Genomic DNA, 16,702 nt, shown 5'->3' with positions numbered 1-16,702 from the left:
CACTCGGAGTCGTTCCTGACGCTGGGCCTGGCGGAGAGCCGCCGGGCCCAGCTCATCACTGCAGCCCGTGAAGGAGAGCCCTTCGAAGTCGCCAGCGGGATGCCTAAGTCCCTGGTCACGAAGGAACGGGACATCACTTGGTACGAACACGCCCGCCGGTACATCGAGATGAAGTGGACTCACTCCCCCGGCTCCACGCGGCGGACCCTAGCCGAAGCCATGGCGACCGTCACGCCTGCTCTGGTGAAGGACACCAAAGGCATGGCTGACGCCAGAGCCGTACGCACTGCGCTTTATGGCTGGGCGTTCAACAAGAACCGGTGGGACGAAGAGCCACCACCCGAGGTCGCCAAGGTCCTCGCATGGTTCGAGCGAAAGTCCCTCCCCACGTCCGCGCTCTCCGACCGCCTAGCTGTACGGGCCGCCCTGGATGCCGCCTCGAAGAAGTTGGACGGCAAGACTGCGGCGGCCGGAACCATCCGCAGAAAGAGGGCGATCTTCTACAACTCGCTGGAGTACGCAGTAGAGGCCGACCTCATCACGGAGAACCCACTCCCCCGGCTCAAGTGGAAGGCTCCCGAACAAGTAGAAGAGGAGGTCGACCCGACCTGTGTGCCGGACCCTGGGCAGGCGGCGAAGCTTCTGGCGGCCGTACGGGACCAGAGCCCCCGCGGGCGCCGTCTGGTGGGGTTCTTCGGCTGCATGTACTACGCAGCAGCACGGCCTGCGGAAGTCATCGGGCTACGGCTCCAGGATTGCGACCTGCCGCGCCGCGGGTGGGGCATGCTGCGGATTCGGGAGACACGCCCACGATCGGGTTCGGCGTGGACGGACAGCGGCGAGCCCCACGAAAAGCGCGGACTCAAGCACCGCCCGCGCAAGGCGGTCCGGCCGGTCCCTATCCCGCCGGACCTGGTGGCTCTGCTCCGGTGGCATGTCACGGCGTACGGCGTGGCCCCTGACGGACGGTTGTTCCGCACCCAGCGCGGCGGGCTGATCCAGGACACCGGATACGGCGAAGTCTGGGCAGAAGCCCGATCACGGGCGCTCACGCCCGGACAACGTGAGTCGTCACTGGCCAAGCGGCCGTATGACCTTCGTCACGCCGCCGTCTCCACCTGGCTCAGCTCAGGCGTAGAGCCTCAGCTCGTGGCCAAGCGCGCCGGCCACAGCATCGCCGTGCTGTTCCGCGTCTACGCCAAGTTCCTCAGCGGCGGCGACGAGGCCGCGAACGCCAAGATCTCCGCTCGCCTTGGGCTGCACGGCTGACGGCCCGCACAAGCCCGTCCACGGCCCGTCCACACACTTCGAGACGGAGCGTTCGAATGCGAGACAGAGTGAGACAGAGAGCCTGCCGCAGGAGTGCATGACGAAGGGCCCGTGACCTGCATTTTTCGCAGGTCACGGGCCCTTCGTTCCCGTGTGGCGGCGCCAGGATTCGAACCTGGGAAGGCTGAGCCGGCAGATTTACAGTCTGCTCCCTTTGGCCGCTCGGGCACACCGCCTGGGTCGCTGCCTGGAAACGATCCGCTGGTGCGGCGCGCTCCGTGGCAACGACGTAAACGATACCCGATACACAGGGGTGCTTCGCCACCCGATTGATCAGCGCCCGGTGCGGAGGCGGTGGCTAGGCTTTGCGGGTGCGGCCGGGGACCGAAGGCCGTGCACCAGCCGAGTACGCAGACCCCGATACAAGGAGCCACAGGACATGGCCGACTCCAGTTTCGACATCGTCTCGAAGGTCGAGCGGCAGGAGGTCGACAACGCCCTCAACCAGGCCGCCAAGGAGATTTCGCAGCGCTACGACTTCAAGGGCACGGGTGCCTCGATCTCCTGGTCCAGCGAGAAGATCCTGATGGAGGCGAACGGCGAGGAGCGGGTCAAGGCGATCCTCGACATCTTCCAGTCCAAGCTGATCAAGCGCGGCATCTCCCTGAAGTCGCTGGACGCCGGTGAGCCGCAGCTGTCCGGCAAGGAGTACAAGATCTTCGCCTCGATCGAGGAGGGCATCTCCCAGGAGAACGCCAAGAAGGTTGCCAAGATCATCCGCGATGAGGGCCCGAAGGGCGTCAAGGCGCAGGTACAGGGCGATGAGCTGCGGGTCAGCTCGAAGAGCCGCGACGACCTCCAGGCCGTACAGGCGCTGCTCAAGGGGCAGGACTTCGACTTCGCCGTGCAGTTCGTGAACTACCGGTAGTCGGCAGCAGGCAGCCGTTCGCAGGGCGAACGACGGAGAGCGGACGACGGAGGGCGGGCACCCATTTCGGGTGCCCGCCCTTGCTGCTGGCCGCAGATCGGGGGGTTGGCGCCGCGAGCGGCGCGCGTGACCTCAGCGGCGTGAGTGGCCGAAGAGGATGCGGTAGGCGACGAGCAGGACGAGCGAGCCGCCGATCGCGGCTGCCCAGGTCGCGCCGTCGTAGATGTCGTTGGCTATCTCGCGGTCGAAGTAGCGGGCGGAGAGCCAGCCGCCGATGAAGGCGCCCGCGATGCCGATGACGGTCGTGCCGATGAATCCGCCCGGGTCGCGGCCGGGCAGCAGGACCTTGGCCACGACACCGGCGAGCAGCCCTAGAACGATCCAGCTGATGATGCCCATGCGGTGAACCTGCCCCTCTGTCGTGCTGTTGTCCTGAAGGACGTCACGAGAGCGGGGCGCGGTTGCGGTGATCGGTCGGGTGCGGCGTATGCCACAACCGGTCCAGGGGCGGGGCTACGGGTCAGCGCGCCGCGAACGGCTGGTCCGTGCGCACGATTTCGCGGCCGAGCGGCAGCAACGACACGGGGATCAGCTTGAAGTTGGCGATGCCCAGCGGGATGCCGATGATCGTCACGCACAGGAGGAAGCCGGTGACGATGTGGCCGATGGCGAGCCACCAGCCTCCGAGGATCAGCCACAGGACGTTGCCGACGCAGGACGGCGCGCCCGCGTCGCGGCGCTCAACTGTCGTGTAGCCGAAGGGCCACAGGGCATAGCGGCCGATCCGGAAGCTGGCGAGGCCGAACGGGATACCGATGATCGTGATGCACAGGAGCACCCCGGCCAGGAGATACCCGAAGAACATCCAGAAGCCGCAGAGGACTAGCCATATGACGTTGAGAATTGTCTTCACTGGTGGCGACCTGCCATCTGCTCGAGCCGGGCAATGCGCTCCGCCATGGGCGGGTGCGTGGAAAACATTTTGGACATGCCCTGCCCCGGACGGAAAGGGTTCGCAATCATCATGTGACTTGCCGTCTCCAGGCGCGGCTCGGGCGGCAGCGGGAGCTGCTTCGTCCCCGCGTCGAGCTTGCGCAGGGCGCTCGCGAGGGCCAGTGGGTCACCCGTGAGCTGCGCGCCGGACGCGTCTGCCTCGTACTCCCTGGAGCGGCTGATCGCGAGTTGGATGACGGAGGCGGCCAGCGGGCCCAGGAGCATGATCAGGAGCATGCCGAAGATGCCGGGGCCCTCGTTGTCGTTCGACCTGCCCACGGGGATCAGCCAGGCGAAGTTGACCAGGAACATGATCACCGAGGCCAGTGCGCCCGCGACCGACGAGATCAGGATGTCGCGGTTGTAGACATGGCTCAGCTCATGGCCGATGACGCCTCTCAGTTCGCGCTCGTCCAGGAGGCGCAGGATGCCGTCCGTGCAGCACACCGCGGCGTTGCGCGGGTTGCGGCCCGTCGCGAACGCGTTCGGTGCCTCGGTGGGCGAGATGTAGAGGCGGGGCATGGGCTGGCGGGCCTGCGTGGAGAGCTCGCGGACCATGCGATACAGCTGGGGTGCCTCGAATTCGCTCACCGGGCGCGCGCGCATGGCGCGCAGGGCGAGCTTGTCGCTGTTCCAGTACGCGTAAGCGTTGGTGCCGAGCGCCACGAAAAGCGCGACGATCAAGCCCGTACGGCCGAAGAAACTACCGATCACGATGATGAGAGCGGACAGTCCCCCGAGGAGTACGGCGGTCTTCAGCCCGTTGTGCCGGCGGTGCACGGTACGCCCTCCTGTGGTGCGTGGGGGAACCCTCTGTCTACTGGTGCTTCCACTCTTCAGTGGACCCTCCCGTACTGGTCAACGCCAGGCGGGGAGCACTAGTTCCCTTGTGCGCGCAGGAGCGGTGCGGACGCGGTGTGGGCCGCTCGGGTGACGCCCCGGCGGGGCCCGCCGGGGAGAGGACCCGTCAGAAGAGACCGGTGTCGGAGAACCTGAGGACCAGCTGCGGCGCTCCGGAGAGCGCGATACCCAGGACCGCGGTCAGGGCGATGGCCGCCTTCAGGGGGGCCGGGACGCGGTGCACGGCCGGCTCGCCCTCGGGGGCGCGGAACAGCAGCGCGGTCCACTGGAGGTAGTAGAAGAGCGCGATCACCACGTTCGCGGCCATCACCACGGCGAGCCAGCCGAGGCCCGCGTCGACCGCCGCCGAGAAGACGGTGACCTTCGCGAAGAGGCCGATGATGCCCGGCGGCAGGCCCGCGAGGCAGAGCAGGAAGAAGCCGAGCACCAGGGCCGCAAGGGGGCTCCTGGCGTACAGCCCGCGGTAGTCGCTGACGCGGTTCAGGCGCTGCGTACGGCCGACGAGCGCGGCCACGGCGAAGGCTCCGAGGTTCACGGCCGCGTACATCAGGGCGTACGCGACGGTGGAGCCGACGGCCTTCTCGGCCTCCGCGGGGTTGTCCGCGTATCCGGCCGCCGCGATCGGCACCAGGAGGTATCCCGCCTGGCCGACCGAGGACCAGGCGAGCAGGCGCACGGCGCTGTACGCGCGCGTGGCCTGCTGGCGCAGCGCCGCCACGTTGCCCGCCGTCATGGTGAGCGCGGCGAGGACGGCGAGCGCCGGGCCCCACACGTCCGCGTACGAGGGGAACGCGACGACCGTGACGAGGATGAGGCCGGTGAAGCCGACCGCCTTGCCGACCACGGAGAGGTACGCGGCGACCGGCAGCGGCGCGCCCACGTAGGTGTCCGGCACCCAGAAGTGGAAGGGCACGGCGGCCACCTTGAAGGCGAAGCCGACGAGGGTGAGGGCGACGCCGGCCTGGGCGAGCGTGTCCAGCTGGCCGTCGACGTGCCGCAGCTCGTCGGCGATCTCCGTGAGGTGCAGGGTGCCGGTCGCGGCGTACACGAAGCTGACGCCCATCAGCGTCACGGCGGTCGCGGTGACGGAGGACAGGAAGAACTTCAGGGCCGCTTCGGAGGAGCGCTTGTCGCCGTGCCGGAGGCCGACGAGCGCGAAGGCGGGCAGTGAGGCGACTTCGAGGGCCACTACGAGGGTGGCCAGGTCGCGCGACGCGGGCAGCAGCGCGGCTCCCGCGGCGGAGGAGAGCAGCAGGAACCAGAACTCCCCTTCGGGGAGCTCCTTCCCCGTGCCGTTCGCGTCCTTGAGGGCGCTCATAGAGAGCAGCGCCGCCAGCAGGGCGCCGCCGAGGACGAGGAGCTGGATGACGAGCGTGAAGCGGTCCGCCGTGTAGCTGCAGGCGTTCGCGCCGCCGGTCAGGCAGAACGTCGACCGGTCGTCGTTCAGGATCGGAAGGAGCGAGAGGCCGGCCGCCGCGAGGCCCGCCACGGAGATCCAGCCGAGCAGCGCCTTCTTCTTGTCGCCCACGAAGAGGTCGGCGACGAGTACGAGGAGACCGACGACCGCCGCAATGGTGGGCGGAGCGATCGCGAGCCAGTCGACGGACTGGACGACGCCGGCGGCGCTTTCGGCGGCCACGGTCACGACTTGCCTCCTGAGAGGAGCTGCTGCACGGCCGGGTCGGTGAGGCCGAGCAGCGCGGCGGGCCAGAGTCCGGCGAGGACGGTGAGGGCGACGAGCGGGGTCCAAGCGGCGAACTCATAGCCCTGGACGTCGGCGAGCGCCGGGGATTCGGTCTTGACGGCGCCCTGCGGCTCCCGGACCACCGGCCCCATGCAGACGCGGCGTACGACGATCAGCATGTACGCGGCGGTGAGCAGGGTGCCGACGGCGGCGATCGCCATGAAGGTGAGGAAGGCCGGGCGGCTGAGGTCGTCGGCGGGCTTGAACGCGCCGAACAGGGCGAGCATCTCGCCCCAGAATCCGGCGAGACCCGGCAGGCCGAGCGAGGCGACGGCGCCGAAGGCGAGGAGGCCGCCGAGCCGGGGCGCCTTGCCGTACAGCGCGGCGCCCGATTCCTGCGCGAGGGTGTCGAGGTCGCTGGTGCCGGTGCGGTCCTTCAGCGCGCCGACGAGGAAGAACAGCAGGCCGGTGATGAGGCCGTGCGCGATGTTGGCGAACAGCGCGCCGTTCACGCCGGTCGGGCTCATCGTCGAGATGCCGAGGAGCACGAAGCCCATGTGGCCCACGGACGAGTACGCGATGAGGCGCTTGAGGTCGCCCTTCGCGCCCTGTTTGGCGAGGGCGAGGCAGGCGAGCGAACCGTAGATGATCCCGACGACCGCGAAGGCCGCGAGGTACGGCGCGAAGGTCTGCATCCCGTCGGGTGCGATCGGCAGCAGGATCCGGACGAAGCCGTACGTGCCCATCTTCAGCAGCACGCCGGCCAGCAGGACCGAGCCGACGGTGGGCGCGGCGGTGTGCGCGTCCGGCAGCCAGCTGTGCAGCGGCCACATCGGCGTCTTGACCGCGAGGCCGATTCCGATCGCCAGAACGGCGATGACCTGCACGGACGTGCTCAACCCTGGGTCGTTGTCAGTGGCGAGTGCCACCATGTCGAATGTGCCGGACTTGAGGCCGATGAGGAGGAGGCCGAGCAGCATCACGACGGAGCCGAGCAGGGTGTAGAGGATGAACTTCCAGGCGGCCTGCGTGCGTTGGGCGCCGCCCCAGCGGGCGATGAGGAAGTACATCGGGATGAGGACCATCTCGAACGCCAGGAAGAACAGCAGCAGATCGAGGACGGCGAAGGTCGCGAGGGTGCCGGCCTCGAGCACGAGGATCAGCGCGACAAATGCCTTGGGAGACGGGCCCGCAGGCATTTTGAAGTAGGAGTACAGCGCGCAGAGGAAGGTCAGGAGCGCGGTCAGGACCAGGAGGGGGAGCGAGATGCCGTCGATGCCGAGGTGGATGCGCACGTCGAGTGCGGGGATCCAGCTGATATCGGTCGTGGCCTGCATCTTTGATGGGTGGTCATGGTCGAAGCCGAGCGCCAGGACGATCGCGGCGACGAGGATCGCGCCGGTCACGACCACGCCGTGGCGCAGCACCGCCTGGTCGGGCGACTTTCCCTTCAGTCCGGGCGGGGCGGGCAGGAGAGCCGCGACGGCGCCGATGAGCGGGCCGACCACGATCAACGCCAGAAGAAGCTGCATCACGGATTCACTGATATCGATCACGGCTGCTCACGCTCCGGCGGTGGCGACGAGGACGGCGGCGACAGCCAGGACGACGGTGCCTGCGAGCAGCGCGCTCAGGTAGGTCTGCACATTGCCGGTCTGCGCGCGGCGGACGGCCGCGCCGAGCCAGCGGGGTGCGGTGCCCGCGCCGCGTACGTACGTGTCGACGACCTCGCGGTCCAGGAACCGGACGAGGCGCGCGGCGGCCTGTACGGGGCGTACGAACAGGGCGGCGTAGACGGCGTCGAGGTGGAAGCCGGCGGCGGCGTGCCGGTGCAGCGGGCCGAGCAGGAGGCGGCCGGGGTCGGCAGGGTCGAGGGCGGCGGCCACGTCTCCGTAGGCGGGGGTGTGCGTGGCGATGGCCTCGGCTTCGACCTGGCCTCCGTCGGCTCCGGCTCCCGTGTCGGCGGCGACCGCGCCCATCGGGTGGCGGACGGCGAGCGCCGTGGTGTGCCGCCACGCGCCGTACGTGACGAGCCCGCCGACGAGGGCGAATCCCGTGCCGAGTACGGAGGTGGTGAGGGTCGGGGTGAGCGAGTGGCCGTCGAACCAGTCCGGCAGGACGCCGACGGTGAGGCCGAAGGCGAGTGAGGGGACGGCGAGCACCCAGAGCACGGCGGTCATCGTGAGGGGCTGACGACCGTGGTCGGGGGCTTCGGGGCCCTGGCCGTTGAAGGCGAGGAGCCACAGGCGCGTCGCGTAGGCGGCGGTGAGGAGGGCGGTCAGCAGGCCGGCGACCAGGACGATCCAGCCCGCCGCGGTGGGTGCGGTCTCGGAGTGTCCGGTGGCCGCGTGCTCGGCGGCGCCCAGGACGGCTTCCTTGGAGAAGAAGCCGCTGAAGGGCGGGATCGCGGCGAGCGCGAGGAGCGCCACGGTCATCGTCCAGAACGCGTCGGGGACCCGGTCGCGCAGCCCCTTCATACGGGACATCGCGGCGAGGGAGTTGGTGCCGGCGGCGTGGATGATCACGCCCGCGCCGAGGAAGAGGAGCGCCTTGAAGGCGCCGTGCGACAGGAGGTGGAAGACGGCGGCGCCGCGGTCGCCGACGGCGAGGGCGCCGGTGAGATAGCCGAGCTGGCCGATCGTCGAGTAGGCGAGGACGCGCTTGATGTCGTCCTGGGCGAGCGCGGCGAGGGCCGATCCGGCCATCGTGACGGCGGCCATGACGGCGAGGACGACCAGCGCTGCCGCAGAGGCGGCGAAGACCGGGAGGAGCCGGGCCACGAAGTAGACACCGGCGGCGACCATCGTCGCGGCGTGGATGAGCGCGGAGACGGGCGTCGGACCCGCCATCGCGTCCGGCAGCCAGGTGTGCAGCGGGAACTGCGCGGACTTGCCCGCCACACCGGCCAGGAGCAGCAGGGCGATCAGCGTCGGGTGATCGAGGCCGCCGCCCGCGACCGTGCCGAGGACGGTCGTGATGCGGAACGACCCGGCGTCGACGGCGAGCGCGAACAGACCGATCAGGAAGGGGACATCGCCGAGCTTGGTGACCAGGAAGGCCTTGAGGGAGGCCGCGCGGGCTTCGGGCGTCTCCCAGTAGTGGCCGACGAGGAAGTACGAGCAGATGCCCATGATCTCCCAGCCGACCAGGAGCACCATCAGGTCGCCGGAGTAGACGACGAGCAGCATCGCGGAGGTGAAGAGGGAGACGAGAGCGGCGTACGAGGGGTAGCGCGGGTCGTCGCGCAGGTAGCCCGTCGAGTAGATCTGCACGCAGGAGGCGACGACGCCGACCAGGACGGCGACGAGGGCGGCGAAGCCGTCGATGTGCAGGGCGAGTTCGACGGGGACCGAGCCGGTCGGGGTGAGCTCGGTGGCGGAGTCGATGTCGGTGCCGCCGCCGTGGCGGGCGGCGACCATCACGGCGAGGACCAGCGCCGCCAGGGTGGGCAGTACCGCGAGGGGGCGTACGAGACCGGGGACGGTGCGGCCGAGCAGCAGACCGGCGAGCGCGCCGAGGAACGGCAGGAGGGGGACGAGTACGGCGAGGGTGGTCGTGGTCACGCGGTGGCCTCAGCCTTCTGTGCCGGGGCGGGCTCTTCGCCTGCGGCGTCGTCGGCGCCCGCAGCGGCCTCGGTGTCTCCGGTGTCGTCGTCGGGGCCCTCGGCGGTGTCGCGGAGTTCGTCGACGGCGGAGGAGCCGCGGTTGCGGTAGACCGCCAGGACGATCGCGAGGCCGATGCCGATCTCCGCGGCGGCGATGGCGATGGTGAACAGGGTCAGGGCCTGGCCGGAGTGGAGGGCGTCGCGGAGCCAGACGTCGAAGGCGACCAGGTTGAGGTTGACGGCGTTGAGCATGAGCTCGACGGACATCAGGACCAGGATCGCGTTGCGCCGGGCGAGGACTCCGTACAGGCCTACGCAGAAGAGGAGGGCGGCCAGGACGGCGGGATAGGCGAGGTGCATCAGCGCTGCTCCTTGTCGCTGGGGGCGTCGCTGGGGGCACCGCTGGTGCGAGGGGCGCCGTTCGTGCCGGTGTCGCCGGGGGCACCGTTCAGGCGGGTCATGCGGGCGTTCCTGCGGGAGAGGACGATCGCGCCGACCAGGGCGGCGAGGAGCAGGACCGAGAGCGCCTCGAAGGGCAGTACCCAGTGCCGGAAGAGGAACTGTCCGGTCACGCCGGTGGAGCCCTGGGCCTCGTCGGCGGCGCGGTCGAGGTCGATCCAGGTCGCGCGGAAGGCGTCGACGACCACCCAGACCAGGGCGGCCGCCGCGAGGACGGCCACCGCGAGGGCGACCGGGCGGTTGCCCGAATCGGCGTCCGGGGAGCGGCCGATGGGGGCCCGCGTGAGCATCAATCCGAACAGGAGGAGGACGACGACGGAGCCGACGTAGATGAGGACCTGTACCCAGGCGATGAACTCGGCGGTGAGGAGGAGGTACTCGACGGCCAGGCCGCCGAGCGTCGCCACGAGCCACAGGGCGGCGTGCACCAGCTGCTTGGTGGTGACGGTGACGATCGCCGAGCCTAGGGTGACGAGACCGACCAGGAGGAAGGCGATCTCCACTCCCGTCGGGGAGAGGAAGCCCTGGGGGGCGTCGGCTGCGAGGGTCACGGTCACGCGGATCCCTCCTGTCCGGCGGCTTCGGCTGCTTGTGCGGCGGCGAGCTTCTCCGCTGCCTTGCGGGCGGTGGCGATTTCCTTGGGTTCCTCGGCCGCGGGGTCGAGGGCCGGCGGGGCCGGGACCGTCCACATCCAGTCGCGGAGCTTGTCGCGCTCGTGGGTGAGTTCGTGGATGTCGGTCTCGGCATACTCGAACTCCGGGGACCAGAACAGTGCGTCGAAGGGGCAGACCTCGATGCAGATGCCGCAGTACATGCAGAGGGAGAAGTCGATGGCGAAACGGTCGAGGACGTTGCGGCTGCGCTCGCGGCCGCCCTCGACGGCGGGCGGGACCGTCTCCTTGTGGGAGTCGATGTAGATGCACCAGTCCGGGCACTCCCGGGCGCAGAGCATGCAGACCGTGCAGTTCTCCTCGAAGAGCCCGATGACGCCGCGGGTGCGGGGCGGGAGTTCGGGCTGGTGCTCCGGGTACTGCTCCGTGACGGTCTTCTTCGTCATCGTGCGGAGGGTGACGGCGAGGCCCTTGGCGAGGCCTGATCCGGGGACGGGAGACATGGTTAGGAGATCGCCACCTTCACGATTCCGGTGAGCGCGATCTGCGCGAGGGCGAGCGGGACGAGGAGGGTCCAGGAAAGCTTCTGGAGCTGGTCCTCGCGGAGACGGGGGTAGCTGACGCGCAGCCAGATGACGACGAAGGCGAGCAGCCCCGTCTTCAGGAGGGTCCAGACCCAGCCGAGGCCGTCGGCACCCCAAGGGCCGTGCCAGCCGCCCAGGAAGAGGACGGTGGTGAGGCCGCACAGGACGACGATTCCGGCGTACTCGGCGAGGAGGAAGAGGGCGAAGCGCAGGCCCGTGTACTCGGTGTAGGCGCCGAAGATGATCTCCGAGTCGGCGACCGGCATGTCGAAGGGCGGGCGCTGGAGTTCGGCGAGGCCCGCCACGAAGAAGACGAGGGCGCCGACGATCTGCCAGGGCAGCCACCACCACTCGAAGGCGTTGAGGATGCCGGGCAGCGAGACCGTCCCGGCGGCCATCGCGACCGAGGCCGCGGCGAGCAGCATCGGGAGTTCGTAGGCCAGGAGCTGGGCGGCGGTGCGCAGGCCGCCGAGAAGGGAGAACTTGTTGGCGCTGGCCCAGCCCGCCATGAGCGAGCCGAGTACGCCGACGCCCATCACCGCGAGCACGAAGAAGATGCCCGCGTCGACGAGTTGGCCGACGGCGCCTTCGCTCGGGCCGATGGGGATGGCGACCAGGACGAGGAGGTAGGGCAGCAGGGCGACGGCGGGAGCGAGCTGGAAGATGCGGCGGTCGGCGTCGGCCGGTACGACGTCTTCCTTCTGCGCGAACTTGACTCCGTCGGCGACGAGTTGGGCCCAGCCGTGGAAGCCGCCCGCGTACATGGGGCCGAGGCGGCCCTGCATGTGGGCCATCACCTTGTGCTCGGTCTGGCCGATGACCAGGGGCAGCACGAGGAAGACCGCGAAGACGATGAGGAGACGCAGGGCGACGTCGAGCACGTCGGTCACTCCGAGCCTCCTTGGCGGTCGTCGCCGGTGGTGTCGGGCTTGTCGGGGCCGGGCTGAGCAGCTTCAGGCTTGGCGGGGCCGGGCTGAGCGGCTTCGGGCTTGGCCTGGTCGGGCTCATCCGCTTCGGGCTTGGCGGGGGCTGGCTTGTCCGCTTCGGGCGCCTTGGTGGAGTCGGTGCCGGTGTCGGCGTCCTTGGCGTCCTTGGCGTCGAACGCCGGTCGTGCCTGGTGCCAGGGGGCGTCGGAACTGGCAGCAGGCTTCTCGGGCTTCGGCGCAGGCTGTGTCTCCGGTGTCCCCGACGTCTCCGGTGTCTCCGGTGCCGTTCGCTGCGATGCCGAGCCCTGGCTTGCGCTGCGTGAGCGGCGCGGGGTCCTCGCCGGGGCCTCCGGCTGCGTGCCCTCCGCCTGACCGGCAGCCCCCGCCTGACCGGCAGCCGCCGGAGCCGCCGTCGTCGTCTGGCTGGCCGAGCCTTCGCCCGCCGTGCGTGCCCGGCGTACGGGGCGGTCGCCTGCCGCACGGGCGGCGCCGCGGGCCGGGCGGGCCGGGGCCGCGGGGAGTTGGCCCTTCAGGGGGCCCCATTCGTTCGGGTCGGGTACGCCCGGAGGCAGCATCTGGCGGCGCTTGGGACCGCCGTGCTCCGACTCCCCCGGCTCCTTCGCGCCGGGCCACGCCTTCGCGACCCGGGCCGCCAGTACGAAGTCCTTGCGGAGGGGGTGGCCCTCGAAGCTGTCCGGGAGGAGCAGCGGCACCAGGTGCGGGTGGCCTTCGAAAGCGACGCCGAACATCTCGTGCGTCTCGCGCTCGTGCCATGCCGCGCCCGCGTAGACGCCGACCGCGGTCGGCAGGACAGGGGCGTCGTGCGGAACGGTCGTACGGATGAGGAGGCGGCGTACCGGAGAGAGGGCGACGACGTGGGCCGAGACGTGGAAGCCCGTGCCCGGTTCGTCGACGGCGCTCAGCCAGTCGAAGTAGGTGCAGGTCAGGGTCGTGCGCGCGGTTTCGAGCGCGGCGATCCAGGCGCCCGGCGGTACGTCGACCGTCAGGAGGTCGTACGACTCCTCCGCCGTGGCCTCCGTACCGAAGAGCTCCTCGACGGGGCTCGGCAGCCAGCCGGTCATGCCTTCCCCTCCCCCTGCGTCGAGTCGCCCGATGCCGAGTCGCCCGGCGCCGGCGGCTTCACGAGCCCGCTCTGCAGAGCCGCCGCCGAAGGGCGGCTGCCGTTTCCGCTGCCGCGGCCGTACCGCTCGCCCAGCGACTCCGCCGCGATCTTCTCCTGGAGCTTGAGGATGCCCTGGAGCAGCGCTTCGGGACGGGGCGGGCAGCCGGGCACGTACACGTCGACCGGAATGATCTGGTCGACGCCCTTGGTCACCGCGTAGGAATCCCAGTACGGGCCGCCGCAGTTGGAACAGGCGCCGAAGGAGATCACGTACTTCGGCTCGGGCATCTGCTCGTACAGGCGCTTCACGGCCGGGGCCATCTTGTCCGTGACCGTGCCGGAGACGACCATCAGGTCCGCCTGGCGCGGCCCCGGCGCGAACGGGATCACGCCGAGCCGGATGAAGTCGTGCCGGGCCATGGAAGCGGCGATGAATTCGATGGCGCAGCAGGCGAGGCCGAAGTTGAAGACCCACAACGAATACCGGCGGCCCCAGTTGAGGACCACCTTCATCGGCTCGGGGGCCAGGCGTGACAGCACACCGAGCTTCTGCGGCTCGGGCGTGGAAAGCACGGTCGGCTCGGGCAAGAGCACAGGCTCCGGGGTCACGTCCATGTGAGGACGCCCTTCTTGTATGCGTACAGCAGGCCCACGGTCAGGAAGCCGAGGAAGATGAACATCTCCACCAGCGTCGTCGCACCGTAGCCGGGCGCGGCGAAGACCGTCGCCCACGGGAAGAGGAAGATCGAGTCGACGGCGAAGATGACGTAGAGGAACGCGTAGACGTAGTAGCGGACCTGGGTGTGGGCCCAGCCGTCGCCGACGGGGTCGACGCCGCACTCGTACGTCAGAAGCTTTTCGGGGGTCGGCACCACGGGCCGCAGCAGCCGCCCCGCGCCGAAGGCGACACCGACGAACAGCACGCCGACGACGGCGAGCAGTCCGACGACGGAGTACGACTGGTAGTAGCTCGCCGCGACGTTCGTCACGTGCACGTCAGCCCCTCACTCCCTGACCGCCTCTGGCACTCATCACTGTTCGACGATCTGTACGCACGGGAGTCTAGGGCCTGCTAAAGGTGAGGTAAGCAGAGCGTCACGCATCGGCAAGGACTGATCGCTCGCGATGCGGCGCCGGTGCCGGTGCCGCGCCGCTGCGGGACCGACGCCGTACCGCTGCCGCACCGCCGTCGTACCGGCTGGTGGGGTTATCCCCCGGATGTCCGGGCGGTCCTCCTCATGGCATCGCGACGGCCGGCCGGGCACGCTAGCGCGTATGACCGCACGCGCCACGTCCTCAGCCATGTCCCCGCCGCCGCCCGCGCGCTTCGCGGCGTACGACCGGCAGACCTGGAAGGAGATCGCACATCTCCTCGCCAACCTGCCGCTGGGTGTGGCGGGTTTCGTCTACGTGGTGGTGGCGCTCGCGGCCGGCGGCGGTCTCGCCGTGACGGTGATCGGCCTGCCGCTCCTCGCCGCCGCGCTGCTCGGCGCGCGGCAGATCGGCAAGGCGGAGCGGGCCAGGGCGCGGGGGCTGCTCGGGCTGCGGATCGACGAGCCGAGCCCGATGCCGAAACAGCGCGACCACGGTTTCTTCAGCTGGCTGTGGTCGAGCCTGAAGGACCCGGTCGGCTGGCGCACGATGCTGTACTCGTTCATGCGGCTGCCCTGGGGCATCGTGACATTCACGGTCTCCCTGGTCGGGCTCTTCGTCCTGTGGCCCGTGCTCCCCTACGTCGTGCGCGGTCTGACCAACGCCGACCGTGCGATGGTGCGCGGGCTGCTCTCGCCCTCCGACGAACTGGAGCGGCGCATCGTCGAGTTGGAGTCGGACCGCGGGATCGTCGTCGACACCGCGGCGGCCGACCTGCGCCGCATCGAGCGCGACCTGCACGACGGCGCGCAGGCCCGCCTGGTCGCCCTCGCCATGGGGCTCGGTCTGGCCAAGGAGAAGCTCCTGGAGGATCCCGACACCGCCGCGGCGATGGTCGACGAGGCGCACGGCGAGGTGAAGCTCGCCCTCCAAGAGCTGCGCGACCTGGCCCGCGGCATCCACCCCGCCGTCCTCACCGACCGCGGCCTGGACGCCGCCCTGTCCTCGGTGGCCTCGCGGTGCACGGTCCCGGTGAAGGTGACGGCCGATCTGCCGACGCGTCCGGCCGCCGCGATCGAAGGCATCGCGTACTTCACGGTCTCCGAGCTCCTTCAGAACGTCAGCAAGCACAGCGGGGCGCGTTCGGCGTCCGTGGAGGTGTGGCGGGCCGACCAGCGGCTGCTCATCCAGGTGCGGGACGACGGCCGGGGCGGCGCGAGTCTCGACGGGGGCACGGGCATGGCGGGGCTCGCGGACCGGCTCGGCGCGGTCGACGGCCTGTTCGTGATCGAGTCGCCGGTGGGCGGCCCCACGACGATCACGGCGGAGCTGCCGTGGCGGGACCGGGACCTGGATCGCGGGGCCAGGGGGTAGCGGTCGCGGCGCCAGGGGGTCAGGGGGTAGGGAAAACCCCCGGTTCAAGACACCTACGCACCACATGGTCCCGATCACGCCGGGCCAGCACTCTTGAGGTACGACGAAACCACGAGCGCGTGGACCGAGCAGAAACGGACGACACCGATGGCCACGGAGTACGGACAGGAGTACGGGCGCATGAACCGTTCGGAGTTCCGGGGATCCGAGTTCCACGGACCGGAGTATCGGGGATCCGACCTCGATGAGCGGCGGCCCCGCCTCCCCGCCGGGCTGCGCGCGCCGATCGAGGCCCGCGCCTGGAAGGAGTTCGGCCATGTGCTCCTGAGCCTGCCGATCAGCATCGTGACGTTCACGTTCGCGGTGACGATGCTGTCGCTCGGCGTCGGGCTGCTGATCACGTTCATCGGCATCCCGGTGCTCGCCGCCGGGCTCGCCGGCTGCCGCGGCTTCGGCTCCCTGGAGCGGGTGCGGGCGCGGGCGCTGCTCGACGTGGAGGTGGCGGACCCGGAGCCGCTGCGGCCCAAGAACGGCGGCGGCCCCATGGCGTGGATGGGCGCCGTGCTCAAGAGCGGCGTCTCCTGGCGGCACGCCCTCTACGCCTTCCTGCACATGCCGTGGGCGATCTTCTCCTTCACGGTGTCGGTGGCGTTCTGGACGTACGGCTGGGCGATGCTCACCTACCCCCTGTGGCAGTGGCTCTTCCCGCTCTACGGCGGCCAGGGCGGCATCCAGCTCTACGGCGACGACAACCACCGCGTCTACCTGGACAACCCCTTCGAGATCGGCCTCACCGCCCTCACCGGCCTGCTGATCACGCTCGCCACCCCCTGGATCATCCGGGCCCTGACCACCGTCGACCGCGTCATGGTCGTCGGACTGCTCGGCCCCTCAAGCCTGGCGACGCGCGTCGTCGAGCTGGAGTCGGACCGCGGGGTCGTCGTCGACACGGCGGCGGCCGACCTGCGCCGCATCGAGCGCGACCTGCACGACGGCGCGCAGGCCCGCCTGGTCGCCCTCGCCATGGACCTGGGGCTCGCCAAGGAGAAGCTGGCGGAGGACCCCGAGGCCGCGGCCCGCATGGTGGACGAGGCACACGGCGAGGTGAAGGTCGCCCTCCAGGAGCTGCGCGACCTGGCCCGCGGCATCCACCCCGCCGTCCTCACCGACCGCGGCCTGGACGCCGCCCTGTCC

The 16,702-nt window shown here is 70.1% G+C and carries 17 protein-coding genes and 1 tRNA gene; 4 read left to right on the top strand and 14 right to left on the bottom strand.

Annotated features, from left to right (window positions below; genetic code table 11):
• Positions 1-1,269 (top strand): tyrosine-type recombinase/integrase (locus ACQKIP_RS20470; RefSeq protein ID WP_427743682.1); only part of this gene is annotated, 1,269 nt, incomplete at its 5' end.
• 154 nt (positions 1,270-1,423) lie between these two features.
• Here ACQKIP_RS20470 and ACQKIP_RS20465 read toward each other — a convergent pair.
• Positions 1,424-1,505: transfer RNA gene (locus ACQKIP_RS20465), tRNA-Tyr, on the bottom strand.
• Positions 1,506-1,708: 203 nt separating this feature from the next.
• Between ACQKIP_RS20465 and ACQKIP_RS20460 the strand changes: the two genes are divergently transcribed.
• On the top strand, positions 1,709-2,197 hold the full coding sequence (locus tag ACQKIP_RS20460; RefSeq protein ID WP_365862809.1) for a YajQ family cyclic di-GMP-binding protein: 489 nt from the start codon (positions 1,709-1,711) through the stop codon (positions 2,195-2,197).
• Between the two features lie 132 nt (positions 2,198-2,329).
• Here ACQKIP_RS20460 and ACQKIP_RS20455 read toward each other — a convergent pair whose 3' ends face one another.
• The 13 genes from ACQKIP_RS20455 to ACQKIP_RS20395 form a co-directional block, all read right to left on the bottom strand.
• Positions 2,330-2,596 (bottom strand): GlsB/YeaQ/YmgE family stress response membrane protein, encoded by a 267-nt coding sequence (locus ACQKIP_RS20455; RefSeq protein WP_365862811.1) that lies wholly within the window; start codon positions 2,594-2,596, stop codon positions 2,330-2,332.
• Positions 2,597-2,717: 121 nt separating this feature from the next.
• Positions 2,718-3,110, bottom strand: coding sequence for a YccF domain-containing protein (locus tag ACQKIP_RS20450; RefSeq protein ID WP_365862813.1), 393 nt, complete (start codon positions 3,108-3,110; stop codon positions 2,718-2,720).
• The gene (gene htpX, locus ACQKIP_RS20445) at positions 3,107-3,970 is read right to left on the bottom strand and encodes a zinc metalloprotease HtpX (RefSeq protein ID WP_365862815.1); all 864 of its coding nucleotides are present in this window, start codon (positions 3,968-3,970) and stop codon (positions 3,107-3,109) included. The genes ACQKIP_RS20450 and htpX overlap by 4 nt, the downstream gene beginning before the upstream one ends.
• Positions 3,971-4,157: 187 nt before the next feature.
• Positions 4,158-5,696 (bottom strand): NADH-quinone oxidoreductase subunit N, encoded by a 1,539-nt coding sequence (locus ACQKIP_RS20440; RefSeq protein ID WP_365862817.1) that lies wholly within the window; start codon positions 5,694-5,696, stop codon positions 4,158-4,160.
• On the bottom strand, positions 5,693-7,291 hold the full coding sequence (locus ACQKIP_RS20435; RefSeq protein WP_365862818.1) for an NADH-quinone oxidoreductase subunit M: 1,599 nt from the start codon (positions 7,289-7,291) through the stop codon (positions 5,693-5,695). Before ACQKIP_RS20435 ends, ACQKIP_RS20440 begins: the two co-directional genes overlap by 4 nt.
• A gap of 6 nt (positions 7,292-7,297) precedes the next feature.
• Positions 7,298-9,298: an NADH-quinone oxidoreductase subunit L gene (locus ACQKIP_RS20430; protein ID WP_365862820.1), complete on the bottom strand. Its 2,001-nt coding sequence runs from the start codon at positions 9,296-9,298 to the stop codon at positions 7,298-7,300.
• Positions 9,295-9,699, bottom strand: coding sequence for an NADH-quinone oxidoreductase subunit NuoK (gene nuoK / locus ACQKIP_RS20425; protein WP_361182423.1), 405 nt, complete (start codon positions 9,697-9,699; stop codon positions 9,295-9,297). Before nuoK ends, ACQKIP_RS20430 begins: the two co-directional genes overlap by 4 nt.
• Entirely contained in the window at positions 9,699-10,349 is a 651-nt protein-coding gene (locus ACQKIP_RS20420) for an NADH-quinone oxidoreductase subunit J family protein (protein WP_365862841.1), read from the bottom strand. The genes nuoK and ACQKIP_RS20420 overlap by 1 nt, the downstream gene beginning before the upstream one ends.
• Positions 10,350-10,351: 2 nt before the next feature.
• Positions 10,352-10,912 (bottom strand): NuoI/complex I 23 kDa subunit family protein, encoded by a 561-nt coding sequence (locus tag ACQKIP_RS20415; RefSeq protein ID WP_365862822.1) that lies wholly within the window; start codon positions 10,910-10,912, stop codon positions 10,352-10,354.
• 2 nt (positions 10,913-10,914) lie between these two features.
• Positions 10,915-11,883: a complex I subunit 1/NuoH family protein gene (locus tag ACQKIP_RS20410; RefSeq protein ID WP_365862823.1), complete on the bottom strand. Its 969-nt coding sequence runs from the start codon at positions 11,881-11,883 to the stop codon at positions 10,915-10,917.
• On the bottom strand, positions 11,880-13,001 hold the full coding sequence (locus ACQKIP_RS20405; RefSeq protein ID WP_365862825.1) for an NADH-quinone oxidoreductase subunit C: 1,122 nt from the start codon (positions 12,999-13,001) through the stop codon (positions 11,880-11,882). The genes ACQKIP_RS20410 and ACQKIP_RS20405 overlap by 4 nt, the downstream gene beginning before the upstream one ends.
• A complete protein-coding gene (locus tag ACQKIP_RS20400) occupies positions 12,998-13,657 on the bottom strand; it encodes an NADH-quinone oxidoreductase subunit B (protein ID WP_365862826.1) in 660 nt (219 codons plus the stop codon). The genes ACQKIP_RS20405 and ACQKIP_RS20400 overlap by 4 nt, the downstream gene beginning before the upstream one ends.
• On the bottom strand, positions 13,648-14,037 hold the full coding sequence (locus ACQKIP_RS20395; RefSeq protein ID WP_365862827.1) for an NADH-quinone oxidoreductase subunit A: 390 nt from the start codon (positions 14,035-14,037) through the stop codon (positions 13,648-13,650). The genes ACQKIP_RS20400 and ACQKIP_RS20395 overlap by 10 nt, the downstream gene beginning before the upstream one ends.
• 280 nt (positions 14,038-14,317) lie before the next feature.
• Between ACQKIP_RS20395 and ACQKIP_RS20390 the strand changes: the two genes are divergently transcribed.
• The gene (locus ACQKIP_RS20390; protein ID WP_365862828.1) at positions 14,318-15,508 is read left to right on the top strand and encodes a sensor histidine kinase; all 1,191 of its coding nucleotides are present in this window, start codon (positions 14,318-14,320) and stop codon (positions 15,506-15,508) included.
• 147 nt (positions 15,509-15,655) lie between these two features.
• Positions 15,656-16,702 (top strand): sensor histidine kinase (locus ACQKIP_RS20385; protein ID WP_427743672.1); only part of this gene is annotated, 1,047 nt, incomplete at its 3' end.

Origin of the sequence: Streptomyces sp. NPDC059900, assembly GCF_050270335.1 — a bacterium.
Lineage (GTDB): Bacteria > Actinomycetota > Actinomycetes > Streptomycetales > Streptomycetaceae > Streptomyces.
This window is presented reverse-complemented; position numbering and strand designations above follow the sequence as displayed.

What these genes read in the sequence shown, in the direction of transcription:
- nuoK (WP_361182423.1), bottom strand. Translation starts at nt 9,699, where the DNA reads ATGCACCTCGCCTATCCCGCCGTCCTGGCCGCCCTCCTCTTCTGCGTA.
- ACQKIP_RS20390 (WP_365862828.1), top strand. Translation starts at nt 14,318, where the DNA reads ATGACCGCACGCGCCACGTCCTCAGCCATGTCCCCGCCGCCGCCCGCG.
- ACQKIP_RS20405 (WP_365862825.1), bottom strand. Translation starts at nt 13,001, where the DNA reads ATGACCGGCTGGCTGCCGAGCCCCGTCGAGGAGCTCTTCGGTACGGAG.
- ACQKIP_RS20400 (WP_365862826.1), bottom strand. Translation starts at nt 13,657, where the DNA reads ATGGACGTGACCCCGGAGCCTGTGCTCTTGCCCGAGCCGACCGTGCTT.
- ACQKIP_RS20415 (WP_365862822.1), bottom strand. Translation starts at nt 10,912, where the DNA reads ATGTCTCCCGTCCCCGGATCAGGCCTCGCCAAGGGCCTCGCCGTCACC.
- ACQKIP_RS20460 (WP_365862809.1), top strand. Translation starts at nt 1,709, where the DNA reads ATGGCCGACTCCAGTTTCGACATCGTCTCGAAGGTCGAGCGGCAGGAG.
- ACQKIP_RS20455 (WP_365862811.1), bottom strand. Translation starts at nt 2,596, where the DNA reads ATGGGCATCATCAGCTGGATCGTTCTAGGGCTGCTCGCCGGTGTCGTG.